This is a genomic window from Allorhizobium sp. nf9_anc, from assembly GCF_056323085.1.
This window is the reverse complement of the sequence record NZ_CM150481.1, coordinates 918070-943748: the sequence shown is the minus strand read 5'-3', so window position 1 is coordinate 943748 and position 25679 is coordinate 918070. Positions and strand designations below refer to the sequence as shown.

At 61.1% G+C, this 25679-nt stretch carries 21 protein-coding genes; 10 read left to right on the top strand and 11 right to left on the bottom strand.

Features of this window, described 5'->3' with window-relative positions; genetic code table 11:
• Positions 1-172 precede the first annotated feature (172 nt).
• Positions 173-1105: an extensin-like domain-containing protein gene (locus tag AC02Y0_RS04310; protein WP_476382681.1), complete on the top strand. Its 933-nt coding sequence runs from the start codon at positions 173-175 to the stop codon at positions 1103-1105.
• 59 nt (positions 1106-1164) lie between these two features.
• On the opposite strand, the gene AC02Y0_RS04305 is transcribed toward AC02Y0_RS04310, so the two are convergent.
• Together AC02Y0_RS04305 and AC02Y0_RS04300 are read right to left on the bottom strand one after the other, a co-directional pair.
• Positions 1165-3420, bottom strand: coding sequence for a TonB-dependent hemoglobin/transferrin/lactoferrin family receptor (locus AC02Y0_RS04305; RefSeq protein WP_476382679.1), 2256 nt, complete (start codon positions 3418-3420; stop codon positions 1165-1167).
• A 233-nt stretch (positions 3421-3653) separates the two neighbouring features.
• Positions 3654-5327 carry a formate--tetrahydrofolate ligase gene (locus tag AC02Y0_RS04300; RefSeq protein WP_476382677.1) on the bottom strand — a complete coding sequence of 558 codons (1674 nt, stop codon included), beginning with the start codon at positions 5325-5327 and terminating at the stop codon, positions 3654-3656.
• Positions 5328-5515: 188 nt separating this feature from the next.
• Here AC02Y0_RS04300 and AC02Y0_RS04295 point away from each other — a divergent pair, with 188 nt between their 5' ends.
• The gene (locus AC02Y0_RS04295; RefSeq protein ID WP_476382675.1) at positions 5516-6037 is read left to right on the top strand and encodes a TIGR00645 family protein; all 522 of its coding nucleotides are present in this window, start codon (positions 5516-5518) and stop codon (positions 6035-6037) included.
• Between the two features lie 196 nt (positions 6038-6233).
• Here the strand turns inward: AC02Y0_RS04295 and putA are convergent, their stop codons facing one another.
• Positions 6234-9353 (bottom strand): bifunctional proline dehydrogenase/L-glutamate gamma-semialdehyde dehydrogenase PutA, encoded by a 3120-nt coding sequence (putA, locus tag AC02Y0_RS04290; protein ID WP_476382674.1) that lies wholly within the window; start codon positions 9351-9353, stop codon positions 6234-6236.
• 107 nt (positions 9354-9460) lie between these two features.
• Between putA and AC02Y0_RS04285 the strand changes: the two genes are divergently transcribed.
• Positions 9461-9925 carry an Lrp/AsnC ligand binding domain-containing protein gene (locus AC02Y0_RS04285; RefSeq protein WP_476382672.1) on the top strand — a complete coding sequence of 155 codons (465 nt, stop codon included), beginning with the start codon at positions 9461-9463 and terminating at the stop codon, positions 9923-9925.
• A gap of 155 nt (positions 9926-10080) precedes the next feature.
• Positions 10081-10797 (top strand): helix-turn-helix transcriptional regulator, encoded by a 717-nt coding sequence (locus tag AC02Y0_RS04280; protein WP_476382670.1) that lies wholly within the window; start codon positions 10081-10083, stop codon positions 10795-10797.
• A gap of 13 nt (positions 10798-10810) precedes the next feature.
• Here AC02Y0_RS04280 and AC02Y0_RS04275 read toward each other — a convergent pair whose 3' ends face one another.
• From AC02Y0_RS04275 to AC02Y0_RS04240, 8 genes are all read right to left on the bottom strand, one after another.
• On the bottom strand, positions 10811-11461 hold the full coding sequence (locus AC02Y0_RS04275; protein ID WP_476382669.1) for a pyridoxamine 5'-phosphate oxidase family protein: 651 nt from the start codon (positions 11459-11461) through the stop codon (positions 10811-10813).
• Positions 11462-11683: 222 nt separating this feature from the next.
• Entirely contained in the window at positions 11684-12793 is a 1110-nt protein-coding gene (locus tag AC02Y0_RS04270; RefSeq protein ID WP_476382667.1) for a DUF2333 family protein, read from the bottom strand.
• On the bottom strand, positions 12786-14081 hold the full coding sequence (locus tag AC02Y0_RS04265) for a DUF6638 family protein (RefSeq protein WP_476382665.1): 1296 nt from the start codon (positions 14079-14081) through the stop codon (positions 12786-12788). The genes AC02Y0_RS04270 and AC02Y0_RS04265 overlap by 8 nt, the downstream gene beginning before the upstream one ends.
• Entirely contained in the window at positions 14078-14482 is a 405-nt protein-coding gene (locus tag AC02Y0_RS04260) for an endonuclease domain-containing protein (protein WP_476382664.1), read from the bottom strand. The genes AC02Y0_RS04265 and AC02Y0_RS04260 overlap by 4 nt, the downstream gene beginning before the upstream one ends.
• A gap of 161 nt (positions 14483-14643) precedes the next feature.
• Positions 14644-16557, bottom strand: coding sequence for an AAA family ATPase (locus tag AC02Y0_RS04255; RefSeq protein WP_476382662.1), 1914 nt, complete (start codon positions 16555-16557; stop codon positions 14644-14646).
• A gap of 2 nt (positions 16558-16559) precedes the next feature.
• The gene (locus AC02Y0_RS04250) at positions 16560-17711 is read right to left on the bottom strand and encodes a hypothetical protein (RefSeq protein WP_476382660.1); all 1152 of its coding nucleotides are present in this window, start codon (positions 17709-17711) and stop codon (positions 16560-16562) included.
• A gap of 79 nt (positions 17712-17790) precedes the next feature.
• Entirely contained in the window at positions 17791-18879 is a 1089-nt protein-coding gene (locus AC02Y0_RS04245; RefSeq protein WP_476382658.1) for a hypothetical protein, read from the bottom strand.
• Between the two features lie 204 nt (positions 18880-19083).
• Positions 19084-19470, bottom strand: coding sequence for a c-type cytochrome (locus AC02Y0_RS04240; protein WP_476382656.1), 387 nt, complete (start codon positions 19468-19470; stop codon positions 19084-19086).
• A gap of 255 nt (positions 19471-19725) precedes the next feature.
• On the opposite strand from AC02Y0_RS04240, the gene AC02Y0_RS04235 reads away from it, so the two are divergent.
• The 6 genes from AC02Y0_RS04235 to aptA all read left to right on the top strand — a co-directional run bounded on the left by AC02Y0_RS04235 (position 19726) and on the right by aptA (position 25584).
• A complete protein-coding gene (locus AC02Y0_RS04235; RefSeq protein WP_476382654.1) occupies positions 19726-20682 on the top strand; it encodes a choline ABC transporter substrate-binding protein in 957 nt (318 codons plus the stop codon).
• A gap of 94 nt (positions 20683-20776) precedes the next feature.
• On the top strand, positions 20777-21646 hold the full coding sequence (gene choW, locus AC02Y0_RS04230; RefSeq protein ID WP_102018147.1) for a choline ABC transporter permease subunit: 870 nt from the start codon (positions 20777-20779) through the stop codon (positions 21644-21646).
• On the top strand, positions 21643-22686 hold the full coding sequence (choV, locus tag AC02Y0_RS04225; RefSeq protein ID WP_102018148.1) for a choline ABC transporter ATP-binding protein: 1044 nt from the start codon (positions 21643-21645) through the stop codon (positions 22684-22686). The genes choW and choV overlap by 4 nt, the downstream gene beginning before the upstream one ends.
• 45 nt (positions 22687-22731) lie before the next feature.
• Positions 22732-23460 carry a HugZ family pyridoxamine 5'-phosphate oxidase gene (locus tag AC02Y0_RS04220; protein ID WP_476382652.1) on the top strand — a complete coding sequence of 243 codons (729 nt, stop codon included), beginning with the start codon at positions 22732-22734 and terminating at the stop codon, positions 23458-23460.
• 133 nt (positions 23461-23593) lie between these two features.
• Positions 23594-23911, top strand: a complete 318-nt coding sequence (locus AC02Y0_RS04215) for an ArsR/SmtB family transcription factor (protein WP_102018149.1) — start codon at positions 23594-23596, stop codon at positions 23909-23911.
• A 344-nt stretch (positions 23912-24255) separates the two neighbouring features.
• A complete protein-coding gene (gene aptA / locus AC02Y0_RS04210) occupies positions 24256-25584 on the top strand; it encodes an omega-aminotransferase AptA (protein ID WP_444556527.1) in 1329 nt (442 codons plus the stop codon).
• Positions 25585-25679: the final 95 nt, after the last annotated feature.

Genomic DNA, 25679 nt, shown 5'->3' with positions numbered 1-25679 from the left:
GGTCAAGGCCGCGTTAGCGTGCCCACCACCATGCAAAGGTCTTCGATACGATCTTCATGGGCGATTTGATAACCCGAGGCGCAGCCGCACGCAAGCGGGATTTCAGCGGAGAAAAATCGAACCTTTTGCGCCTCGCGCCGTTGTCGCCACGGGGCCAAGCATGGGAGCGGCGATGAGGACTGTAACGCGCCTGACACTGATATGGCTTGCAGCAACCGGCGTGACCCTGCCGCAAACCGGTCCAGCGCCTGCGCCGAAACCCGGTGAGCCGAGGGTCGAAAGCGGATCAGAGCCCACGACCAAGGTGCAGGACGGGACAACGGCAGCCGAGCCCGGCGAGCAACCCGCCCTGCCCACCGACAACGCTCCCAAACCCTTAGGCGACCCGCGCGACGAGGCGGATCCGGCGCCGTCGGACGCGGAGAAACCCGAAGCGAAACCTGAGACACCGAGCCCTGATCCCGAAGCCGACGTGAAGGAAAGCCCGGCGAAACCAGAGGCCGTGACACCGCCGCCCCCACCCGACCCCGCCCCGGTCTCGGAAACGCCGGAAGACCTGGCGCTTTGCCTGAAGGACCTGAAGGCGATCGGCGCTGATTTCAGTCAGGAAAAGACAATCGACGGAGAATTCGGCTGTGGCATCTCCTATCCGGTCACCGTCCGTCGCATCCTGCCCGAGGTAGCCCTGGAGCCGGAGGCCACACTTCGCTGCGAGACGGCGCTCAGCCTTGCTCGGATGACCCGCGACCTGCTGATCCCGGCAGCGGCCCGCGCATTCCCGGACAAGCCGAAGCTCTCAGGCGTCAGCCAGGCCTCGGGTTACGTCTGCCGCAACCGCAACAGCGCAAACGACGGCAAGATTTCAGAGCACGCCTACGGCAACGCACTCGACATCGCGGGTTTGAGTTTCGGCGATGAAAAGATGCCCGTGATGATCGCGAGACAAGACGACGGCACGGCGGAAGCGGCTTTCCAACGAGCCTTCAACGCCCTCGCCTGCCTGTATTTCACGACCGTGCTTTCGCCGGGCAGCGACGCGACGCATCAGGACCACATGCATCTGGATGTGATCGAGCGCAAAAGCGGGTTTCGGTATTGCCGGTGAACGAAAAACGGCGGCGCCCGGATGGGACGCCGCCGCAGGCGGTGGAAAGGAAACGTGGGTTAGAACTTCTGGGTGAGCGAGATTTTGAAGGTACGGCCAGGTTCGGAGTAGTAGTCCCGTGCCTGCGTCGATGAATATGTACGGACCGATGCGTAATCGAAGTAGGTCTTGTCGAAGACGTTATAAACCCCGGCGGTGATCCGCATGCCGTTCAGCTGTTCCGGCTCCCACCACGCGTTGAGGTCAACGACGCCGTAACCCGCAGTTCTGAAGTAGAAGGTATTTGGTGCACCTTTGCCGTCGTTGGCTCTCGATTCTTTCGCCCCTACGAAATCGGCACCAACACCCCAGGATTCAGTGTCGTATCCAATGCTCGCGACGACTTTAAGTGGCGCAACCGAACGGATAAAAGTGTCACGATCGAGATCATTGCCCTTAACGTAGGCAAGGCCGGCAGAAACGCGGAAACCGTTGTCGAATACCTTGTGGGCCGACAGATCTACGCCGAACATCTCAACATCGGAGATATTGGAATAGCGGGTCATGCCTTGAGGGTAGGAACCGCTGAAACCAAGTGCGGCGGCCTGGGCAGAAGTGATCGAGGCGACGTCAATGAAATTTTTGTAGCGATTATAGAACACCGAAGCACGTGCGCCCATCTCTTCGTCACCGAGATCGGCCCCGAACTCGAAGCCATTACTCGTTTCAGATTGGAGATCGGAATTGCCAAGGCGTAGATAAGTGCCTGAGCCGCCAAACGCGCTGTGGAGTTCGCTTGCCGTCGGCGCGCGAAACGCCATCGCCCACTGACCGAAAAACGTGACGTCAGGCTGCAGCTCGTATGTGAGACGGAGCTTCGGTGACAACCCCGCATCCTCAAAGCCGTTCGGCAGTGCCGGATTGAGGTAATTGCGGTCATACTCAGGCGTCATCTCCGGAGAATGCTTAACCCAATCAAAACGCAAGCCTGGAGTTATAGTTACACCCGACGAACCGACCTCGATCTCGTCGTCAAAATACAGTCCAACCTTGCTGCTGTCGACTTTCGGCGAATCGGCCTGGTTGGTGTGCAAGTTTAGGCACGTTCCGGTTTTAGGCGTTGTGCAGTTGTCGTAACCACTTGAGTATTGGTCCGAAACGCCAAAGGCTGTATCCAGACCATAATTGAAGGTATGGTTCAGCTGACCGGTCGTGAGCTCAGATTGCGCGGCCCCAATGAACCCGATCGTCCTCTCGTTGTTGTCGTTCTCGCGCCCAATCGCGCCAATCGGAGTGGTCTGCCGGATGGCATCGTAGCCGTCCATGGTCCGCTGATCCATCCAGTACAAGGATGCCCATGCATTGGAGATTATGGCGTCCTGTGACTGGGCTTCATACTGGTAGTCCAACGAGACGCGATCACGATCTGTCTGCTTCTTTCCAGTGTAATTTCCAGGCCGGTAGGCGGGGGTGGGGGTGGTGGCGGTAGACTGCTGGGTTTTCGCATCAGTTTCACGATCCTTGCGGAAGCGCTCCGCCGTTAGACCAATTGTGTGGCCACCTTCCAGCTGCTGTTGCAGACGGAACAGCAGATTATGCTGGTCATAATCGGAAGGATCAGCCTTGGTGCGCGTTGAGCCATGGGTATCGACGGTGCCATTGTTTTTCCGCTCATGGCCGTTCTTGTAGGACCCTTGGAACATAACCGAGGTGTTTTCGACGCGCTTTGCCACAGCCGCAGACGTTTCCCAGCTATTGTCAGAGCTGTCATAAGTCGTTTTGGCCACCCCTCCCCAATCCTTGCCTTCAGAGATGAGGTCATCTGGCGTAAGCGTCCTGAGAGCCAGAACGCCCCCCAACGCACCCGCGCCGGCACGGCTCGAATCCGCACCGCGCATAACGTCAACCGCCGAAAGCGCTGCGAAGTTGAAGGCGTCAACGCCGCCACTGACGCCACGCGTTGCATCGAAAATGTAGGGAACCGGAATTCCGTCGATTGTCGTCAACACACGCGCCCCCTCAAGGCCGCGAATGTTGACAGCCCCGTTTGAGCGATTGAAGTTAACGCCCGGCTCTGCCACGCGTCCGAGATCTTCGATGCTCGTGATCTGCTTATTCGCGATCTCCTCCGCCGTCGTTTCCGTCGCAAGCGGCGTATCGGCCACCGAGCCCGCTTTCACCCGTTTGCCCTTGACCACGATCGTCTGCAGCTGCGTCTCGTTGCCCGTGGTCGTCGTCGCCGTCGTGGCGTCCTGGGCGTGGGCCGAGAGGATGGCAGAGCTGGCCACAAGAGCCGTGCAGGCGAGCAGGAGGGGGCGGAGAGACCGGGAGCCCATGCGAATGTCCTTTCAAAAGGCCAGCAGAAACTGATCCCGCACCCGGGGTTGGGGTGCAGACTGGCCGAACGTGATTGCGTCAAAATCGGGGCGGAGCTGAAATTTCCGCCGTAATCACGCCGTATAAAACATGATTATCTGAGTCAACATATAAAACATGATTCTTTTAATCATGAATTGTGATCTGCGTCACCGTGGCGGAAATATCACAAATACCCGTTAGTTTCCGGAGGCTAGAACAGTCCCTCGATCGCCCCTTGCGCGTCGAGGCGGATACGCTCTGAGGATGGGACGCGCGGAAGGCCCGGCATGGTCATGATCTCGCCGGTGATCGCCACGATGAAACCAGCGCCGGCGGAAAGCCGGACTTCCCGCACATGTACGGCATGGCCCTCGGGTGCGCCGCGCAAGGTGGGATCGGTCGAGAAGGAATACTGCGTCTTTGCAATGCAAACCGGGAGATCGCCATATCCTTGGCGTTCCCAGTCGGCGAGTTGCTGACGCACCGCCTTGTCGGCCGTCACCTCGCCAGCCCGATAGATCTCGGCGGCAACCCGCTCGATCTTGGAAAAGAGCGGCATGGCATCTGGATACAGCGGATGGAAGCTGGACGGGCTGTCGGCGATCCGCACCACGGCCTCGGCAAGATCCGTGATGCCGGCGGAGCCATCCGCCCAGTGTCGGCAGAGCACAGCCTCCGCGCCGAACCCCTTGGCAACCGCCTTCACGGCGGCAATCTCGGCGTTTGTATCGCTGGTAAAGTGGTTGATCGCAACGACCGCCGGCACGCCGAACTTGGCGAGGTTTTCGAGATGGCGCGCGAGGTTCACGGCGCCGCGCTCGACGGCGGCGACATCCTCGTGAGAAAGATCCTCCTTGGCGACACCGCCATTCATCTTCAGCGCCCGGACCGTTGCGACGATGACGACGGCGGAGGGCTTGAGGCCAGCCTTCCGGCATTTGATGTCGAAGAACTTTTCAGCCCCGAGATCCGCACCAAATCCGGCTTCCGTCACGACATAATCGCCGAGCTTCAGCGCCGTCTTCGTCGCGATCACCGAGTTGCAGCCATGCGCGATATTGGCGAAGGGACCGCCATGCACCAGCGCCGGATTGTTTTCGAGCGTCTGCACGAGGTTCGGCTGAAGCGCCTCCTTGAGCAGCACGGCCATGGCGCCGTCGGCCTTCAGGTCGCGGGCAAAGACGGGTGTCTTGTCGCGCCGGTAGCCAACGATGATCGCGCCCAACCGCCGCTCCAGATCGTCGAGATCGGTCGCGAGACAAAGGATCGCCATGACTTCCGAAGCCACTGTGATGTCAAAGCCGGCCTCGCGCGGGAAACCGTTCGAGGCGCCGCCAAGCGAGGTGACGATCTGGCGCAGCGCCCGGTCGTTCATGTCCATCACCCGCCGCCAGGTGATGCGCCGCGTGTCGATCTCCAGTTCGTTGCCCCAATAGATGTGATTGTCGATGAGGGCCGAGAGCAGATTATGTGCCGAGGTGATCGCGTGGAAATCGCCGGTGAAATGAAGGTTGATGTCCTCCATCGGCACGACCTGCGCATAACCGCCGCCAGCCGCCCCGCCCTTCACGCCGAAACAGGGCCCGAGCGAGGGTTCGCGAATGCAGATCACGGCCTTTTTGCCGATCCGGTTCAAGCCATCGCCGAGCCCGACCGTGGTCGTGGTCTTGCCCTCGCCTGCCGGTGTCGGGTTGATGGCGGTAACGAGGATCAGCTTGCCGTCCGGCCGGTCGGCGAGCGACTGGATGAACGGAGCCGAGATCTTCGCCTTGTCATGGCCATAGGGAATGAGGCTTTCGGAGGGAATGCCGAGCTTGCAGCCGATCTCCTGGATCGGCCGCTTGGACGCCGCACGGGCGATATCGATGTCGGATGCTACGGTCATGGTTCCCCCTGCCTTCTGTTGGCCGGAGGATCGGACGGCGCGGCCCAACTGGCAAGCAGGGAGGCGGACTTTTTTCACAGCGAAACACATTTGCCCAAAACCGACATGCCGCTGAAATCGCCCTCTTGCCTGAGAAGGCAACGATGTAATATTTGCGCTGCAACAATTGCACCCGAGAGGACGTCTTGATGAAATCGCTGGAACTGCTGATCGAGAAAATCATCCTGTCGAGCCGCTGGATACTCGTCGTGTTCTATCTCGGGCTGGTCGCAGCGCTCGCCATTTACGCCGTCTCCTTCGGCTACAAATTCCTGAAGATCGCCCAGAACGTCTTCGTCTACGAGGACTTCGAGATGATCCTCGCCATGCTGGCGTTGATCGACGCGGCGCTGGTGGCGAGCCTCATCGTCATGGTGATGATTTCCGGCTACGAGAACTTCGTCAGCCGTTTCGACGAGGCCGATGATCAGGTTTCCTTCCTCGGCAAGCTCGATGCCGGCAGCCTGAAGATCAAGGTCGCCTCCTCGATCGTCGCCATCTCCTCGATCCACCTGCTGCAGGTCTTCCTCAACGCCAACCAGTATACCGACGGCAAGCTGATGTGGCTGACGCTGATCCACCTCGCCTTCGTCGTCTCAGCGGTGATGCTGGGCTATCTGGAAGTGATGATGAACGGAAAGAAGAAGAGCAGCGACGCCGACAAGATCTGAGGCGATCACCCTCCCCTTGAGGGGGAGGGTCGGAGCAAAGCTCCGGGGTGGGGTGACGAACGCGAGGCTAGCCCCACTTTAACGCATTGAACTCGGGGTGGCGTTCACCCCCACCCGCCGCTTCGCGGCGACCTCCCCCCTCAAGGGGGAGGTGGGCACTGCGGCGACGATCGCCACACTCCGAAGCAGAAGCCGATCACCCCTCGCCGATCGCAATCAGGCTGGCATTGCCGCCGGCAGCGGCCGTATTCACCGAGATCACCTGCTCGACAGCAAACCGGCTTAAGTAAGCCGGGCCACCCGCCTTGAAGCCGGTGCCAGACATGCCGGAGCCACCGAAGGGCTGGGTGCCGACGACGGCGCCGATCATGTTGCGGTTGACGTAGATGTTGCCGGTGTCCAGCGCTTCCGTGACGGTGCGGATCGTCGCCTCGATGCGGCTGTGCACGCCAAGCGTCAGTCCGTAGCCGGTGACATCGATCGACGCGATGACCTGGTCAAGCGCCTTGGCCTTCCAGCGCACGACATGGAGCACGGGGCCGAAGATCTCCTTGGTCAGCGCCTCGGGGCGGTCGAGCTCGACGATATGCGGGGCGAAGAAATTGCCGCTTGCGGGCACCTTGCCGGCATAACGCACCTTCTGGCTCCGCTTCATCTCGGCGATATGAGCCTCCAGCATCGCCTTCTGCTTTTCGTCGATGACGGGGCCGATATCGGTGGTGATCTCGAGCGGATTGCCGAGGTTCAGCTCGCGTGCCGCCCCCTCGATCATCTCCAGCATGCCATCGGCAATGTCTTCCTGCAGATAAAGGATGCGGAGCGCCGAGCAGCGCTGGCCGGCAGACCGAAACGCGGAGAGCACGACGTCGTCGGCCACCTGTTCAGCAAGTGCTGTGGCATCGACGATCATGGCGTTGAGGCCACCGGTTTCGGCAATCAGCGGCACGATCGGGCCGTCCTTGGCAGCAAGCGTCCGGTTGATCGCCTGGGCGGTTGCCGTCGAGCCGGTAAAGGCAATACCGGCGAGCTTCGGATGGGCAGCGATCGCGGCACCGACGTCGCCTGCACCGGGCAGCAGCATCAGCACGTCCTCGGGCACACCCGCCTTGTGGAAGAGCTTCACAGCCTCAAACGCGATCAGCGGCGTCTGGGGAGCAGGCTTGGCGACAACGGCATTGCCGGCGACGAGGGCAGCAGAAACCTGCCCGAGGAAGATCGCCAGCGGGAAATTCCACGGCGAGATGCAGGCAAAGACGCCACGGCCGCGCCAGGAGAGCCGGTTGAGTTCGCCGGTCGGGCCGGGCATGACCTCGGCCTCGCCAAACTGGCGGCGGGCCTGGTCGGCATAGTAGCGGCAGAAATCGACCGCCTCACGGATTTCGGCCACGCCATCATCCAGCGTCTTGCCGGCTTCAAGCGCCAGCAGTGACAGAAGCCGGTCGCGATCGGCTTCCATCAGGTCGGCCATCTTGTCGAGGGTGGCAGCGCGCTCCTCGATGGGCAGTCGCGACCAGCCGGCAAAGCCCTTTCGGCCAGCGGCAAAGGCACGATCGACATCAGCCGGCGTGGCATTGCGCACGGTACCGACCTTATGGGCGCGATCGGCCGGCGACAGCACGGCCTCGTCGCTCGTTGCCCCGGTCGCACCCGGCACCAGCGGATGAGCCGCGATCTCGGCCAGCGGCTGGCCGATGCGGGCCATCAGCTGATCCAGATTATCGCGATGGCCGAATTCGAAGCCGGCGCTATTCTTGCGGTCGCCATAGAGCCCCAAGGGCATCGGGATCTGGCTGTGGCGGGCGCTGTGACCGTTGCCGAGGCCGAGCTTTTCGGTCGGACGCTCGAGCAGTGCCGAAACCGGAATATTCTTGTCGCCGGCAACAGCCACGAAAGACGAGTTCGCGCCATTCTCAAGCAGACGACGGACGAGATAGGCGAGCAGGTCGCGGTAGCCGCCGACCGGCGCATAGATGCGGCAGGCGATACGGTCATTGCCTGATAGCAGCGTGTCGTAGAGTGCCTCGCCCATGCCATGCAGGCGCTGGAATTCGAAGCCCGTGCGGTCAGTGCCGGCCAGTTCGATGATGGTCGAGACGGTGAGCGCATTGTGGGTCGCAAACTGCGGGAAGATGCGTGCGCGCTTCTCCATCAGCTTGGCCGCGCAATGCAGATAGGAAAGATCGGTCGCAGGCTTGCGGGTCCAGACCGGGTAGTCGTCGAGACCACGCTCCTGGGCGCGCTTCACTTCCGTATCCCAATAGGCGCCCTTGACCAGGCGCACCATCATCCGGCGGCCATATTGCTGGCAGAGGGTGTCGATATAGTCGATGACCTGAGGCGCGCGCTTCTGATAGGCCTGGATGGCAAGCCCGAACCCGTCCCAGCCTGATAGCGACGGATCGGCAAAGACGGCAGCGATCACGTCGAGCGAGAGTTCGAGGCGATCGGCCTCTTCGGCGTCGACAGTGAAGTTGAGTTGATGCGCCTTGGCCATTTGGGCAAGCTTCAACAGATCCGGCACCAGCTCGCGCATGACGCGGTCGCGATGGGTTGCGAGATAACGCGGATGCAGCGCGGACAGCTTGACCGAGATGCCCATGCGGTTTGGCAGCTGCTGGCTCTTGCCGAACTTTGCCATATGCGCGCCGATCGCCTCGATGGCGCTGGCATAGGACTGGAAGTAGCGCTTGGCGTCTTCCGCGGTGCGGGCGCCCTCGCCCAGCATGTCGAAGGAGTGGCGATAACCGCGCTCTTCGCTCTTTGCCGCACGCGACAGCGCGTCCTTGATGGTTTCACCCAGCACGAAGTGATGGCCGAGGAAACGCATTGCCTGCTTGGTGGCAGACCGCACGGTCGGCAGCCCAAGGCGCTTCACGAGACCACGCATGACGCCCTCAGGCGTTTCGCCCGGACGGATGACGCGGGCAGACAGACCGAGCGCCCAGGCAGAGGCCGAGACGAACCAGCTGTCGCCATGCGCCTCGTGTTCGCTCCAGCCGCCCTCTTTCAGCTTGTCCTCGATGAGGCGGTCCTGGGTCAGCGCATCCGGCACGCGCAAGAGCGCCTCTGCCAGCACCATCAGCGCCAGACCTTCACGGGTCGACAGCCCATATTCGCGCAGAAAATCCTCGACGCCGCCGATCGAGCCGGAATTGTTCCTGATGGCATCGATATAGGTCGTGGCGCGACGGTCGATGGCGCCGTTCTGGCTCTCCGAGAGCGTCAGGCGTGACGCAAAATGGCGCATGAACTGGTCGTCGTCGCCGGCATAGGGGGCTTCGAAACGCGGAAAATCTGTCGTGGCTGGCTTGATCATTGTCACCTCCGTGGTATCCGCAACATATCTTCGGGTTTGCCAATTTTCTCGCTATTCTTCATTCAATTTTCTGGCATATTCACTAGAGAACGGGAGCTTCGTAGAGAATGAGCAAGGAAATCGACCGCCTCGACCGCAAGATCCTGCGCGCCTTGCAGTCCGAGGGCCGGCTCACCAATATCGAGCTCGCCGAACGCGTGAACCTGTCGGCCACCGCGACCGCCGAGCGGGTTCGTCGGCTGACGCGGGAGGGCTACATCACCGGCTACATGGCCATGCTCTCACCGCAAAAGCTCGGCCGCAACCTCCTGGTGTTCATCGAAGTGAAGCTGGACCGCACGACGGCGGATGTCTTCGACACCTTCGCGGCGGCCGTCAAACGGTCGGACGATGTGATGGAATGCCATATGGTGGCCGGCGGCTTCGATTATCTCGTCAAGGCGCGGGTGGCCGGCATGGAAGCCTACCGGCAATTCCTCTCGGAAGTGATTCTGCCCCTGCCCGGCGTGCGCGAAACTCACACCTATGCCGTGATGGAAGAAGTGAAGGCTGTGTCGGCTTTGCCCGTATGAAGATCACGATAATAGGCAAATGCCATTTTGATCGGCAGCGGTCAGACATTAGTCATATTAATAGTTACAAGCCCCGAAAAACTGCTAGCTTTTCGACCGCACTGATATATTGGTCATAAACTTCCGATTTGTTGTCAACTTTCGAAATTGATAAAATGTTGTCAGAACGACAGACGCTCTTGAGCCAGGACATCGGGGGCTGTCAGAACCGCGCCGATTTGATGGATTGCTGGTCACGAGCGACGCGTGAATACGGCCTCGACTATGTGACCTTGGCGGCGGCACCGACCTCGCACGACAGGCTCCTCGGGCCATTGGTGCGAGAAACGACCCTGCCGACCGAGTATTGCCGTGAGTTCGACCGGCTGGAATTTTTGCGGCAGTGCCCGACAGTCCCGCATATCAGCAAGTCGATCATGCACAACCAGTGGACGATAGGCTCCGACGGCCAGACGCCAAGCTTCGATTGTCCACCCGAATTTGCCGCGCTGATGCGCAAGTTCCGGCTGATTTCGGGCATTCTCTTCTCGATGAATTCCGTCGACGGCAGCCGTTTCGTGGTGCGTTATGACGGCGACCGCGGAATGCTGAACATGCCGGAGATCAACGAACTCTCGATGCTGAGCATCCAGGCGTTCGATGTCTTCGATCGCTTGCGCCGCACGGCGACCAACACCAACGTCCTGTCGGCGCGCGAACTGGAAGTGGTCCGCTGGACCGCCCAGGGCAAGACCTCGCTGGAGATCGGCCAGATCCTCTCGCTCTCCGACCACACGGTCAACGCCTACATGACCAATGCCATCCGCAAGCTGGACTGCGTCAACCGCACCCAGCTTGTGGCCAAGGCCATCAGGATGAAGATCATCAGCTGAGGCGGACGACGCCTCAGTACATCGTCTGGCGGTAAGCGACCTCGAGATTTTCGTCCATCCGCGTCATCGCCTCGGGGTCATCAGGCGCACCCGTGGTATCGTCGAGGATCATCTGCATCAGGGACGGCATCTCGCTGCGATCCTGCCTGCTTACCGGATCCCAGAGATGCGAGCGCCGGAATGCCTTGGCGCAGTGCAGGAATACTTCGTCGACCTCGACCACGATGGCGAGCTTCGGAAGCCGCTCGCCTACCGCCATCTCCTCCAACAGATCCCGCTGCGTCGTCAGCCGCGCTTGCCCGTTGACCCGCAATGTCTCGTCATATCCCGGGATCAGAAACAGCAGCCCGACCGATGGATTGGCGATGATATTGTCGAGCGTATCGAGCCTGTTGTTGCCCGGTCGGTCCGGAATGGCCAGTGTGCTGTCATCGAGAATACGGACGAAGCCCGCCGCATCGCCCCGCGGACTGACATCCGCCCTGCCCTCGCTGCCCTGCGTGCCGATGCACAGAAATGGCGAACGGCGGATGAACTCTTGAGCGTTCGGGCCGAGCGTATGGCGTTGCTTCTGCAATGCCAGGGCATGGGTCGGCTCGTAAAGACTGCGCAGCGAACCCGCGTCCTTGATCAGAAAATCCGGCTGTAGTTCAAATATCGACATGACGGCGCCTCCCACGCAGCGTTGACACACCTCATCACAGCTGGCCCGCATCGGCGATCGTCAGCCTTGCGGATGCGCAATGAGGTACGTACCTCAGGAAATCTTTAGCGCATTTCCCGAGTGGCAGCAAGCGGATGTGAACGAGATAGTTGAGCGTGAAACAGCAGCGACAACCTGCGCTCGCCCGGCAGCCGGAGCAGCGGGCGAGCGATCAGGCAGGTCTCAGCGATCGAGGATGGACTGGATTTCCACCATGTTGGAGCGCACCCGCAGGATGTAGAAACCCATGGTCGCGAGATGGGTCGGCATGATCCAGCCGTCCTCGCTGCCATTGGAAATGATCGCCGGCTGGATGCGGAGCGCGCCCTGCAGCTGGCGTTCCATCTCGGTCCAGATGGCAGTCAGGTTACGCTCGCGGATGACGCCGCTGAAGTCGGCGCGCGTTGCCTGCAACAGCGCATACTGCGCATAGAGCTGACCATAGGCGAACCAGAAACGGTCGTCGGCGCGCGTGTCGAACCAGCCGGCATTGTACTCTTCCGAGCGGCGACGCAGGATATCGGAGGTATTGCCGAGATCACTCGCCATGCCGTCCAGGAGCTGGAGCAGGTTGTCCGAGCGGGTGTCGAAGATTGCATCACAGCTGGCAAGCGAGGTGTTGAAGCGGTTCCAGCTTTCGACAGCCGCCCGGTAGTAGCTCGGGGTCGGTGTCTTGAAGCCAAAGGGATCGGTGCCGAAATACCAAGTGCTTTCGTCGAACTGGATGTTGCCGCGCGCATCCTGCAAGTCGTTGTTGATGCCCGAGGTCCCGCGCACGCGGCCAAGATTGTCGGCGAGCTGGATGCCGGTACGGCGCACCACCTGGTTCACGCCACGCTGGAAGGACGCCTTGTTGTCCATGTAGGGCGTGTTGTCCCAATCGATCCCGAACAGACCCAGCTTGTAGAGAAGCGTCGAGGAGATCCAGACATTCTGATTGACGTTCTGGTCGGTGAGCGCGGCACTGATCATCACCACCGCCGAATCCTGGCAACGGTTTGCCTCGCCGGGCAGCGCGGTCCCGGCCGGTACCGTGCGTTCCTCGAACTTGTAGGCCTGGACGAAGGCCGGATCGAAGGCATACCAGACCTGGGTGCGATAGATGAACTGGCCATAGAAGATCACCAACAGCACGAGCACGGCCAGGATCGGCCCCTTGATGATCCAGCTGCGGTCACGATACCAGCCATGGGCGGCAAGGAAGGGCCAGAGGAACCACGCGACCACCATGCCGATGCCGCGCCCGATGGCGGCAAAGACGCGCTGGAAGAACGCGATGATCGGGTCAAGCATGGTCATCTCCTAGTCCATAGAGGCGTTTGCGGAAGGCAGCCTTGTCCTTCAGATAAGTGTCGGACAGGCGGGATACAACATAATCGCGATAGGCTTCCGGATACTGGTCATAGGCCCGGTAGAAGCCCTGCTTGTCGAAGACGAAGCGCGAGACGAAATCGTCTGCCGTCAGATGCGCAATCAACCTGTTGGTCAGCCACTGGTCGGCATGGCCTGGCTCGGCGCGCACGAGCCAGAGCCTCAGCTTCGGATCGATATCCGCCATCCTGAGGTTTCCGGTGCGTGCCAGGGTCCTGAGCGCTTCCTGCAGCAGCGGATAGACCCCGCGCTCGTTGATCGCCTTGGCATTGCGATGCAGGAATGTCTGCATCCAGACCGCGTCGATGCGGCTCAGATCCGGCACCGGATCGAGGGTGGCTGCTACCGACAGCAGCGCCATTTCCAGCCGGTGGGCAAACAGACCCGAACTCTCGACCCAGCTCGCCCGCGGCAGCTCGAGACGGTTCGTCCGCGCCAGGAAATCGCCGACCTGTGCCCCGTCATGGATCGAGATATAGCTCACCTGCCAGGGCCGCGACCGGCGGAAACCGGGGGCTTCGGGATCGCAGATGACCGTGGTGATCTTCTCGTCGACAAAGACGAAAACACCACCGAAATGATCGGCCCAGAAGGCATCGTGGCGGAAGACGAGTTTGTCCGGCACCAGCGTGTTCTGCCTGATATCGCCGGTCTCTTTCGCCAGCGACACCATACGCTCCAGCATGGCGTCGTCGCGCCATGCATCCGGGCTGGTGACCAGCGCATCGCAGAGCTGCCGGAGCTGCCCCGCCTTGCCGAGCAGATCTTCCGCCGAGAGCACCTTGAACTTCACCTCGTTGATCGACAGCAGATCGTCGAGCGTCTTCACCTCGGAAACGCTGTCTTCGATCTCGCCATAGAGCGTGTCCTTGAGCGTGATCGCATGGATGGCGCGGGCATTGGCGGCGAAGAACTCGTGCATCAGCCCGGCGGTGTTGGAAAAGCTCGTATGCACCACCGGCAGGCTGTCCTGCTCCGGGGTGAGGATGATGAAGCGGCGGTTGACCTTGAGCGGATCGAGGTAATCGGAATCACCGAGCTCGGCCGCCACCTGCGGCGAGAAGCCGGTGATGTCGATGTTGAATTCGGTAAGCTTGGTCGCCGGCAGACCGAAGGCGACGAGCGCCTTGTTGTAGCGCGCGACGAGATGCGGCTCGCGAATGGGTAGCAGGCGGCCGTAGATTAGCTCAGCTTCGAGGAGGCGGTTCATGCCAGTCGCTCCGCCGGAAGGTAGACAAGGTCGCGGCTGAGAACAGCTTCGCCAACCCTGCCATCGAGGATGGCGATCAAGGTGTCGAGCACGGCTGCGCGTTCTCGCAGCACATCTGCATTCCAGAACCTGACCACTGACCACCCATTGGCATTCATAAATGCATTCCGTTTCGCATCATATTCACTGTCAGCATGCTGACTGCCATCAACTTCCACGACCAAGAGAGCCTCGCGGCAGGCAAAGTCAGCGAAGTACGGTCCGATCGGAAGCTGGCGCACGAATTTGTGCCCCGCCAGACGCCGTGCCCGCAATTCGCTCCACAATGCGGCTTCGGCATCATTCTCGACCTTTCTCAAACTTCTCGCCCTTGCTGTCCTTTTCTGGTTCGCACCCCGCATCTGTGCCCCCTTGACCACATCGCGATCTGCAAATGCCCCTCACCCTACCCTCTCCCCGCAAGCGGGGAGAGGGGGGAGCGCGACGCTAGCGAAGTGGCCTTCTCCCCGTTTACGGGGAGAAGGTGCCCGAAGGGCGGATGAGGGGCAAGCGCAGCGCTCAATCACCACATCCCCTCCCCCTTCATCCGCTCGATCTCGCCGATCGCCCGCTCGCGCTGGCGTTCACGTCGGATGATCTCCGACACCGCCGCATCGTCAGACTTGTCGGCATAGCGGAATTCCGAGTCGGCGTAGCGGTTGATCTCCTGCAGGATCATCTCCATGGTCACGGGGCCGCGCAGCTCCGCAATCATCGCCTTCTTCTCGTCATAGCTCTTGTGGACGAAAGCGTCAGGCTTTTCGAACCAGGCGTCGGGCAGTTCGACATCCATCGCCCGCATCTTGATCGCATCGGTGATGTTCTTGATGGCGCGGCCGGTGAAGCGCGGTTCGGCGAGCTTGATCGCATGCAGATAGGCGCCGACATCGGCCAGGGTCTCGATCTTGCCCTCGGTCTTTTCGTAGCGTTCCCAGACAGCAACAAGGCCGTCTTCCTTCGGGCGGTCATGCTCGCCATAGGAGCGGCTGACCGCCTTCTGGATCTCCTGGCCGGCGAACAGCTGGTGCTCGCCCTGCGGGATCTGGTGGTTCTTGCCGACCAGCAGCGAGAAGATGTCGATATAGTCCTCGCGGGTCTGCGGCCCGTCGACCAGCCAGCGGGCGCCTGCGCGCTGGCGCAGCGCATCGTCGACATTCTCCGGATAGTTGGAGAACATGCCGAAGGTGGCATTGCCGCGCACCACGGTCGAGGCACCAGCAAAGCTTTCCATCAGCACGGCCGTCACCTCGTGCTGGCCGGCGGAGGCACGGTCGTCGGAGCGCTTGGCCGTCACCTGGTCGACATCATCGATCGTGCCGAAGCCGATGACGCGCGGATTGAGCACGTTGTTGACGAAACTCTTGCAGTTCTGGCCCGACTTGCCCTGGTAGGACGAGATCTGATCGACGCCAAAATTCTCGTAGTGGAAGGCATAGCCCGCCATCTTGCAGTAGTCGTTCAGAAGACCCGCCAGCATCTGGATCAGGATCGTCTTGCCCGTCCCCGGCATGCCGTCGCCGATGAAGGTGAAGAGGAAGCCGCCGAGATCGACGAAGGGGTTCATCTGCCGGTCGAAATCATAGGCCATCAGCATCTTGGCGAGCTTCAGCGCCTGATATTTGGCGATGTGGTTGCCGATGATCTCTTCCGGCTTCTTGAAGCTCATCGAGAGCGGCTTCGACTTGACGCCCGGTACGCCATCGAAACCGCCGAGGGTGAAATCGTCCTGATCGACGCGGATATGGGCGTTTTCGAAGACGCCGAGATGCTCGAAGCGCGCCTTACGGGTCAAAAGCCCGTCGAGCGCGAGATCGGCGAGGCCACGGACCCGGCCGATCAGCGTCGCGTCATCACCCGCCCCCTTCACCGCCGTATCGATGCCGGCGACCATGCTCTTCAAGGCATCCTGGGCCGTATCAAACAGGAAATCCGGCTCGCGGATACCATCGAGCTGCTCGCCCTCGCCTGCCACCGTGGACTTGAGATAGGCGGCAAAGGCAAAGGCCGTGACATAGGCTTGGGAGGCAAGCAGCGCCTTGAAGCGCGCAGCCTCCTCGCCCTGCAGCGGCGCGCTGATATTCCGCGCCTGCAAAGGCTCAAGCTCGCTCTGCCGGGCAAAGACATCCGATATCGCAAGCGCCACCTGCGCACCGCGCCTGACGCGGTAGAGCACGGTGTGCTGGGCAGGCGTCAGCAGCGGATCGGCAGTGCCGGTCGCCTGGATGGTCTTGGAAAGCTCGATCTCGCGGGTCCGGCGCACCGAGCCAGTCGAGACCGTCGAGACGAAACGCCGCCCGGTACCGGCAATTGGGGCACCCGAGGCGCCCTCGCCCTGGTCGAGCACCACGACGCGTGTCACCAGCCCCTGGGCGACAGCCAGATGCTTGGCGATGTCTTCCTCACGCAGCGTCGTCAGCCCTGCCGTCAATTCACTCATGCTCAGACCTCACTCACGACCTGGTTGCCGGAAATCACATGCACCTTGAAATTGCCGAAGATCGGCTTGATCTCGCCGGCGGCATAGAGCGCCTGATAGGCGTCATGTGGCACCAGCGCGTGCTTCTCGTAGGTGGAGACACCCATGCGCGCGGCCTCAAGATCATGCGTCTCGATGTGGAATTCCTGGGTGGCCGGCGTGGACGAGAAGAAGCCCTTCACCGCCGGCTGCTCGCGCTTGGAAAACACCTCCTGCACGGTCCAGGTCATCACCCAGGCGTTCTCAGGCTTGCGCACCCGGTCGAGGATCTCGGTCACCCGGCCGGAATTCTGGGTAAGCCCCGTCGAATACAGCGGCCCGAGCACCACGCGCCGGATCGACTTTGGATGCAGGGTCGGGAAATCGCGGTCCATATTTGTCGCGATCGTGGCCGGCGTCAGCGAGTAAGCCGAGTTCTTGGCGCAGAAATCGTCGAATGTGCGGGCAAGCTCCGGATTGAGCAGACCGCCAACCGGAAGCGGGATATCGACCTCGTCGTTGAGCTTGCCGTCTTCGGTCACCAGGATCTTCGTGACGTTGTCCGAGGAATCCTCGATCGTCGCCAGATAGATCATCGGCAGCGTGCTCACGCCGTCGAAGGCGGCCCAGCTGACGAGATAGGACGGGCGGATTGACTGCGGATTGACGCTGACGGCAACAGTGGTCGGCAGAACGAAGGGCGAGAAGATCTCACCGGCCTGAACCTGCTCTAGATACAGCCGCTCGGCGATCTGCTGCTGCAGCGCCGCCGGGAATTCCTTCTGCCGCAGGATGAAATCAACCATCTCGGCGCGCAGCTTGCCGACATCAGGGATGGTGGAAAGTCTGGACGCAGCTCCCGCACGATCGTTTTCCAGTTCCAGTACATTCTGGAAGATCGGAAAGCCGCTCTCCGCCTGCGCGATCTTGAACTGGCCGGTAAAGCCGATGCGATTCTGCCAGGAGGTGAACGAGTTCCGGAGACGGTCGAGATAGGGCAACAGATGCAGTGTCGGCGGTCCCTTCTCGCCGAAGCGGCGATCGGACTGGCCGAAGAACTGCTCAAGGCCTGAAAGCGCCGAGGCCATGGTGGTGAAATAGTGCGTCACGGCACTGTTGCGATCGACGACGTTCATGCCCCTCCCCCCATCGACAGGACCGCGCACCGCAAGAGCGGCACGCGGCCTGATGGCCGCGTCCACGTCATGGGCACGATCAAGGCTTCACGTAGTTGGCCGCATTGTGCTTGTCGAGAACCGACTGGAAGCGCCGCGCGAAGGCCTCGTCGGCAAGCTTCTTGCGGCGCTGGATGTCCTGTGTCGAGAGCATGTTCTTCTCGTGCAGTTCCAAGAGATCGCCGATATGCCGCTGGGCGGCTGCACCGATGCCAGCCATCGTCTCTTCGGCCGCCGTATCGACCTGCGAACCCAGCGTGTTGATCCGGTGGGCTACTTCCTGCTGGGCAGCCGTCTTCAACGAATCTTCCAGCGCCTTGTAGAGAACGATGCGCTGCTCGGTATCGATCGTCAGCTTGTTGATCAACGTGTTCTGAGCGGCGATCTGGTTGTTCAAGCTGTCGACGAAGGTCTGGAACATCGAGGTGTAGCGTTCCAGCGTCTGGCTTTCGGCAAGAAGCTCCTGCTCGCGGGCCTGCGCCTGATTGTAATCGGTCGCAAGCTTCGAGCGTTCGGCTTCGAGATCCGTGCGTTCCGAGGTATCTGTCGAAGCGGCGATCTTGTTTTCGATGTCGAGGAGCGCCGGATTGAGCGTTTCGATGCGCTTCTGGGTCTCTTCCAGATTGGCAATCGTCTGCTTGCGCCGCTCGATCACCTGCACGAGGCTCGCCTCGGAGGTCTTGTAGCGCTCTTCGAGAACCGTCTTCTGTTCCTTCAGGATGCCGACAATGCTGTCGGACTTGGCGAGCAGTTCCTGCAGATTGCCGGCGAGCGACATGTTGCGGACGCGCTCGGTGCGCATGCTCTGCGCCTTCTGCTTGGAAAAGATCCCGATGAACTTTTCCATGCCGGTCAGGCTCTTCATGCTTTCGAACTCGGCACCAAAGACATTGGTCGCGTCTTCCAGCCCGATGATCAGGTCGGCGATGTTCGCCTCCATGACCTTCTGCTGGTTCAGCACATCCGAGATCCGGGCATTCTCGATATCGAAGTCCTGGCCAACGAGCTTGGAATCGCTCTTGGCGAGCGTATCCAGCACCACACCAGACTGTTCGATCTTGCCGCGCATCTCCGACACGATCTTGCGCGTCTTCTCGATCTCGCTGTCGAAGGATTGCAAAGTCGCCATGTTGTCTCCCTGTCCCTCATGCCGGCGGCGCGCCGGAATCGTTGCCTACCACCATAGCGCGTTTCCCGGTGCGGGAAAGTATCGCAGCGCACAGGAGCAATCGCCATCATCCGATATGGATGGTCGCGAGCCCCACACAAGAGGCGCTATCAGAGAAATGCGACAGCCGCGAAACGGCTGCCGCATCGGGGAGTTGTGTCGGGATCACTGGCCGCCGGCAGCCGGATCCTTGAGATAGGCGATGATGTTGGTGAGATCATCGTCCTTCTTGACGCCGGCATAGGCCATCTTGGTGCCTTTCACGACGGCCTTGGGCGCCTTCAGATATTCGGAAAGCAGCGCTTCATCCCAGACCTTGCCGGCACCGAACTCGGTCATGGCAGGCGAATATTTGTAGTCGGCGATCGAAGCGACGGGGCGACCGACGACGCCCTGCAGCGTCGGGCCGACCTTGTTCTTGGCTTCGGTCGCGACATGACAGGCCTGACAGGCCTTGAAGGCCTTGGCGCCGGCAACCGGATCACCATCTGCAAAGGCGGGAAACGGTGCTGCGGCAAGCGCGAGCAGCATGACCAGGGATGACGTCTTCATCGGAACTCCTGTATCCAAACAACGGGCGCGAGCGCGCCGCATTCATCGCATCACCAATTCGCATGGCACGCAATCCAACACTTTGACGGCCATCAAGATCCCGAACTTTTTTTTGAAATGCGGCTGCCCCCTGCGCAGAAAGGTGATCAGGTCGCAAACAGGGCCGCTCCTGCGACGCAAACGCGCGGGCATCCTTGCATTTCTCCGGTATTGAATGTTGACTTGGGAACATCATAAAAAACCGGGAGCCTGCAAATGACGTATCTTACTTCTTGTCGCCGAACACTCGTAGCCGCCGTTTCGCTGATCGCGATCAGCGCGGCGCCTCTCGCCGCCCAGGAAGCCGAGAGCTGCTCGACCGTGCGCTTCTCCGACGTCGGCTGGACCGACATCACGGCGACCACCGCCACTGCCACCGTCATCCTGAAGGCTCTCGGCTACGAGCCGACGACCACGGTCCTCTCCGTCCCGGTCACCTATTCCTCGCTGAAGAACAAGGACATCGACGTCTTCCTCGGCAACTGGATGCCGACGATGGAAGCCGACATCGCCCCGTACCGCGAAGAAAAGTCGGTAGAGATCTTCGGACCGAACCTCGAAGGCGCTAAGTATACGCTGGCCACCAATGCCAAGGGCGCCGAGCTCGGCATCAAGGACTTCGCCGACATCGCCAAGAACAAGGATGCGCTCGAAGGCAAGATCTACGGCATCGAGCCGGGCAATGACGGCAACCGCCTGATCCTCGACATGATCGACGGCAACAAGTTCGAGCTCGGCGACTTCGAAGTCGTCGAATCCTCCGAACAGGGCATGCTCGCTCAGGTCGCCCGCGCCGAAAAGGATGGCACGCCGGTCGTCTTCCTCGGCTGGGAACCGCACCCGATGAACGCCAACTTCAAGCTGACCTATCTGTCCGGCGGCGACGATGTCTTCGGCGCAAACTTCGGTGGCGCGACCATCTTCACCAACACCCGCGCCGGCTACACGACCGAATGCCCAAATGTCGGCAAGTTCGTGACCAACCTCAAGTTCTCGCTCCAGATGGAAAACGAGATCATGGGCAAGATCCTCAATGACGGCCAGGATGCCGAAGTGGCAGCAAGCGACTGGCTGAAGGCCAATCCGGCTGCTGTCGAGCCCTGGCTCGCCGGCGTCACCACCAAGGATGGCGGCGACGGCCTCGCAGCGGTGAAGACGGCCCTCGGCCTCTGATCCCTGTCCATCGATCGTGGAACCGCGCGACCGGAAGGGGGATCCGGTCGCGCGGCCTCCCAGGCATTAAACCTGTGGCCAATCGGGGACTTCAATGGATTTTCTGACCGACAACAAGCTGCCCATCGGGCCCTTGTCGAAAAGTTTCGTCGATTGGCTGACGGCCAATGTCGATTTTGTATTCGATTTCATCGCGACCATATTGAGCGCTTCCATCAACGCCATGCTCTTCGTGCTGCAGGCGCCCTTTCTAAAGGGAACGGCAGTGGAAGCCTTCTATCCACTGTTCATGATCCTGGTGTTCTCGCTGATCGCCTGGGTGATGCGTCGCTCTCTCGGCGTCACCGTCTTCACCTTCCTCGGCCTGCTCCTGATCTATAACCAGGGCTACTGGAAGGAAACGATGGAGACGCTGGCGCTCGTGCTCGCCGCGACCGGGGTCTGCATGGTGATCGGCGTGCCGATCGGCATTGCCTGTGCCCGCCGCCCCTGGCTCTATGCAGCCGTGCGGCCCGTGCTTGACCTGATGCAGACGATCCCGACATTCGTCTACCTCATTCCGGCGCTCATCCTCTTCGGTCTCGGCATGGTGCCCGGCCTGATCGCGACCGTGATCTTTGCGATCGCAGCCCCGATCCGCCTGACCCGCCTCGGCATCATCTCCACCCCGCCTTCCCTGGTGGAAGCCGCCGTCGCCTTCGGCGCAACACCGATGCAGGTGCTGCGCAAGGTGGAGCTGCCCTTTGCCACGCCGCAGATCATGGCCGGCCTCACTCAGACCATCATGCTCTCGCTGTCGATGGTCGTCATTGCGGCACTGGTCGGCGCAAGCGGCCTCGGCGTGCCGGTCGTGCGCGCATTGAATACCGTCAACATCGCCCGGGGCTTCGAGGCAGGTCTCTGCATCGTCATCCTCGCCATCATCCTTGACCGGATCTTCCGCATTCCCGGAGAAGACACATGACCGACGCCGTCATCTTCGACAATGTCGACATCGTCTTCGGCGACAATCCGCAACGCGCGCTTGATATGGTCGACCAGGGGAAGACCCGCGATGAGATCGGCGCTGAAACCGGCCTCGTCCTCGGCGTGGCCAAGGCCTCGCTTGCAGTCAAGGAAGGCGAGATCCTCGTCCTCATGGGCCTGTCCGGCTCCGGCAAGTCGACGCTCCTGCGCGCCGTCAATGCGCTCGCCCCTGTCGTTCGCGGCAATGTCAGCGTTCGCACCGAAAGCGGCTATGTCGATCCCTACAAGGCGTCCGCCCAGGTGCTGCGCGATCTGCGCATGCACACCGTCTCCATGGTCTTCCAGCAATTCGGCCTCCTGCCCTGGCGCACGGTTGCCGACAATGTCGGTTTCGGCCTCGAGCTGGCGGGCGTTCCGGAACCCGAGCGTAAGGAACGGGTGGCAGCCCAGCTGGAACTCGTCAACCTGTCGAAATGGGCAGAGCGCCGGGTAAACGAACTCTCGGGCGGCATGCAGCAGCGCGTCGGCCTTGCCCGCGCCTTTGCAACCGGCGCCCCGATCCTTCTGATGGACGAACCCTTCTCGGCGCTCGACCCGCTGATCCGCACACGCCTGCAGGACGAGTTGCTGGAATTCCAGGCCCGGCTGAAGAAGACCATTCTCTTCGTCAGCCACGATCTCGACGAGGCCTTCCGAATCGGCAATCGCATCGCCATCATGGAAGGCGGGCGCATCATCCAGTGCGGCACCCCGCAGGAAATCGTCCAGAACCCGACGAACCAGTATGTCGCGGATTTCGTCCAGAACATGAACCCGATCAACATGCTGATCGCCTCCGACGTGATGCGCCCCGGCGTCAGCGGCGAACAGGGCCAGGTGACCGGCACGACGGCACCGCGCACGCCGCTGGTCGACGTGCTGGATGCCCTGGCACGGCAGCCCGGGACGATCGGCGTCGTTGACAATGGCGTCGTCATCGGCACCATCGACGCTCAGGATGTGGTGAGCGGACTGACGAAGCACCGCCGCAAGGCGTGACGGTCTAGGACCCGCATCGAAGACAGACGCATGCGGGAGACGGACATGAACGACAAGCCCCAGGTCATCAGGGACACGGACGACGATGCGCGCCGACAGGCGCGCATTTTGCTGCGCGGCGCGCGCTTTGCGGCGATCGGGGTGATCGAGCCCGAGACGGGCTTTCCCTTCGTCAGCCGCGTCCTGCTGGGCATGGACACTGACGGCGCAGCCGTGATCCTCGTCTCCGGCCTGTCGGCCCATACGACCGCCCTTCTCGCCGATCCCCGCGCGTCGCTCCTGACCGGCGAACCGGCCAAGGGCGACCCGCTTGCCCATCCAAGACTGACGCTGCAATGCACGGCCGAAAGCGTCGAGCGCGACTCGCCGACCCATGCGAGACTGCGGAGCCGCTTCCTTGCCCGCCACCCCAAGTCGCAGCTCTATATCGATTTTCCGGACTTCCGCTTCTTCCGATTGAACCCCGAACGGGCGAGCCTCAATGGCGGCTTCGGGCGTGCCTACCATTTGAGCAGCGCAGACTTTTTCATACCGAAAATGGACGATGATTTGCTCGGGGACGAGGAAGCCCGACTGCGAGATTTAGGGGGTCTCCATCCCGATCTCGCATCCCATATCGCTATGACAATTTACGGGGCGACGGAGGGTGGATGGCGCATTTCCGCCATTGATTCGCATGGATTGGACATTGTTTTCAAAGACTTGCTCATTCGGCATGAATTTGTGACGCCCATCACAAGAACAGAAGATCTGCTATTAGAGTTACCTAAATGAGTATACGCAGTACCTTAAATTTAGGCATATACAATTTTGATGATGCTGGTAGAGTTTGATTTCCAGTTAAGTCATGGATTTTTCAACGACTGCCACTCCCCCACGGCACTCGACCAAGGAAAGTTGAAGTGAGATGAAAACAAAAGCATTGTCCGAACAATCGACTGTCGCAGCCGGTTTGCTCTCCGCCATGGCAAACCCGAAGCGACTGATGATCCTCTGCAGCCTCGTTGAGGGAGAGGTTCCTGTCGGCGTTCTGGCGACCCAGGTGGGCCTGAGCCAGTCGGCTCTGTCGCAGCATCTGTCCAAGCTTCGCGCACAGAAGCTGGTCAAGACGCGTCGTGACGCCCAGACCATCTACTATTCCTCGACCTCCGAGTCGGTGATCAAGATCCTTTCCACGCTGGAAAGCATCTATTGCCCTCCGGCAGCGAGCAAATCCGCCGCCTGATGACAGCGCTCCCAAAGGCGTGACGATCGAGGGTGGGGAGCGATCGGCGAACACTCGCAACCGCGGGTGGAGCTTTTGATGCACAACAATTTCCAAAGCCCCGGACGGCAAATGCCTCCGGGGCTTTTTCGTGACCTGCGGCAGAAGCCGCATCGGTCCTGCCGCGCGACACCGCCGCCCATCACCGGAATTCAGCGATCCATGACCTTTGTTGATGCTGCCCCGGCCATGGCTTGACCGTGCTTTGGTCCCTGCTAACGTGACGGCGCATTCAACAGATCTCGGCGCCTGCGCCGACAGCCGGGAGAATGGCCGCCCGCGACCAAAGGGCCATGGAGAACACGATGTCTAACCGCCTGAATTCCACGCCGAACGACCTGCGCGCCTTCTGGATGCCGTTCACTGCGAACCGCCAGTACAAGAAGGAGCCGCGCCTTTTCGTCGGCGCCAAGGACATGCACTACACCACCCATGACGGCCGCCAGGTGCTCGACGGCACCGCCGGCCTCTGGTGTGTGAACGCCGGTCACTGCCGCCCGCTGATCACAGAAGCGATCCGTGAACAGGCCGGCGAACTCGATTACGCCCCGGCCTTCCAGCTCGGCCATCCCAAGGCCTTTGAACTTGCAAACCGCCTGATCGACATCGCCCCCGACAACATGGCCCATGTGCTCTACACCAATTCCGGCTCGGAATCGGTGGAGACGGCCCTCAAGGTCGCGCTCGCCTATCAGCGCGTCAAGGGACAGGGCTCACGCACACGCCTCATCGGTCGCGAACGCGGCTATCACGGCGTCAATTTCGGCGGCATCTCGGTCGGCGGCATCGTCTCAAACCGCAAGATGTTCGGCACGCTGCTGACCGGCGTCGATCACATGCCGCACACCCACCTGCCGGCCAAGAACGCCTTCACCAAGGGCATGCCCGAGCATGGCGGCGATCTCGCCGACGAACTGGAACGCATCGTCACCCTGCATGACGCCTCGACAATCGCTGCCGTCATCGTTGAGCCGGTCTCCGGCTCTACCGGCGTCCTGATCCCGCCGAAGGGCTATCTCCAGCGCCTGCGCGAGATCTGCACGAAGCACGGCATCCTGTTGATCTTCGATGAAGTCATCACCGGTTTCGGCCGCCTCGGCGCTCCCTTCGCTTCGCAGTATTTCGACGTGAAGCCCGACATCATGGTCACCGCCAAGGGCCTGACCAACGGCGTCATCCCGATGGGCGCGGTCTTCGTTACCGCCGAAATCCACGACGCCTTCATGCAGGGCCCCGATCACATGATCGAGTTCTTCCATGGCTACACCTATTCGGGCAACCCGATCGCCTCTGCCGCGGCTCTCGGCACGCTCGACACCTATCGCGACGAGAACCTCTTGACCCGTGCGGCCGAAATCGCGCCCTACTGGGAAGAGAAGCTGCATTCCCTGCGCGATTGCCCCAACGTTATCGACATCCGCAACCTCGGCCTGATCGGCGCGATCGAGCTGAAGCCGATCGACGGCGAACCGACGAAGCGCGCCTTCAACGCCTTCCTGGAAGCCTATAACGATGGCCTCTTGATCCGCACCACCGGCGACATCATCGCGCTCTCGCCGCCGCTGATCATCACCACGGAACAGATCGACGAACTCTTCGACAAGCTGCGCAAGGTGCTGGAGCGCAACATCTGAACCGAGCCTCGGCTCACAGAGAAAGGCGGCCCTCACCGGCCGCTTTTTTCGTAGCTTGCGCGAAGCTGACCATATGCGTTCGCCTCGCTTGTCGA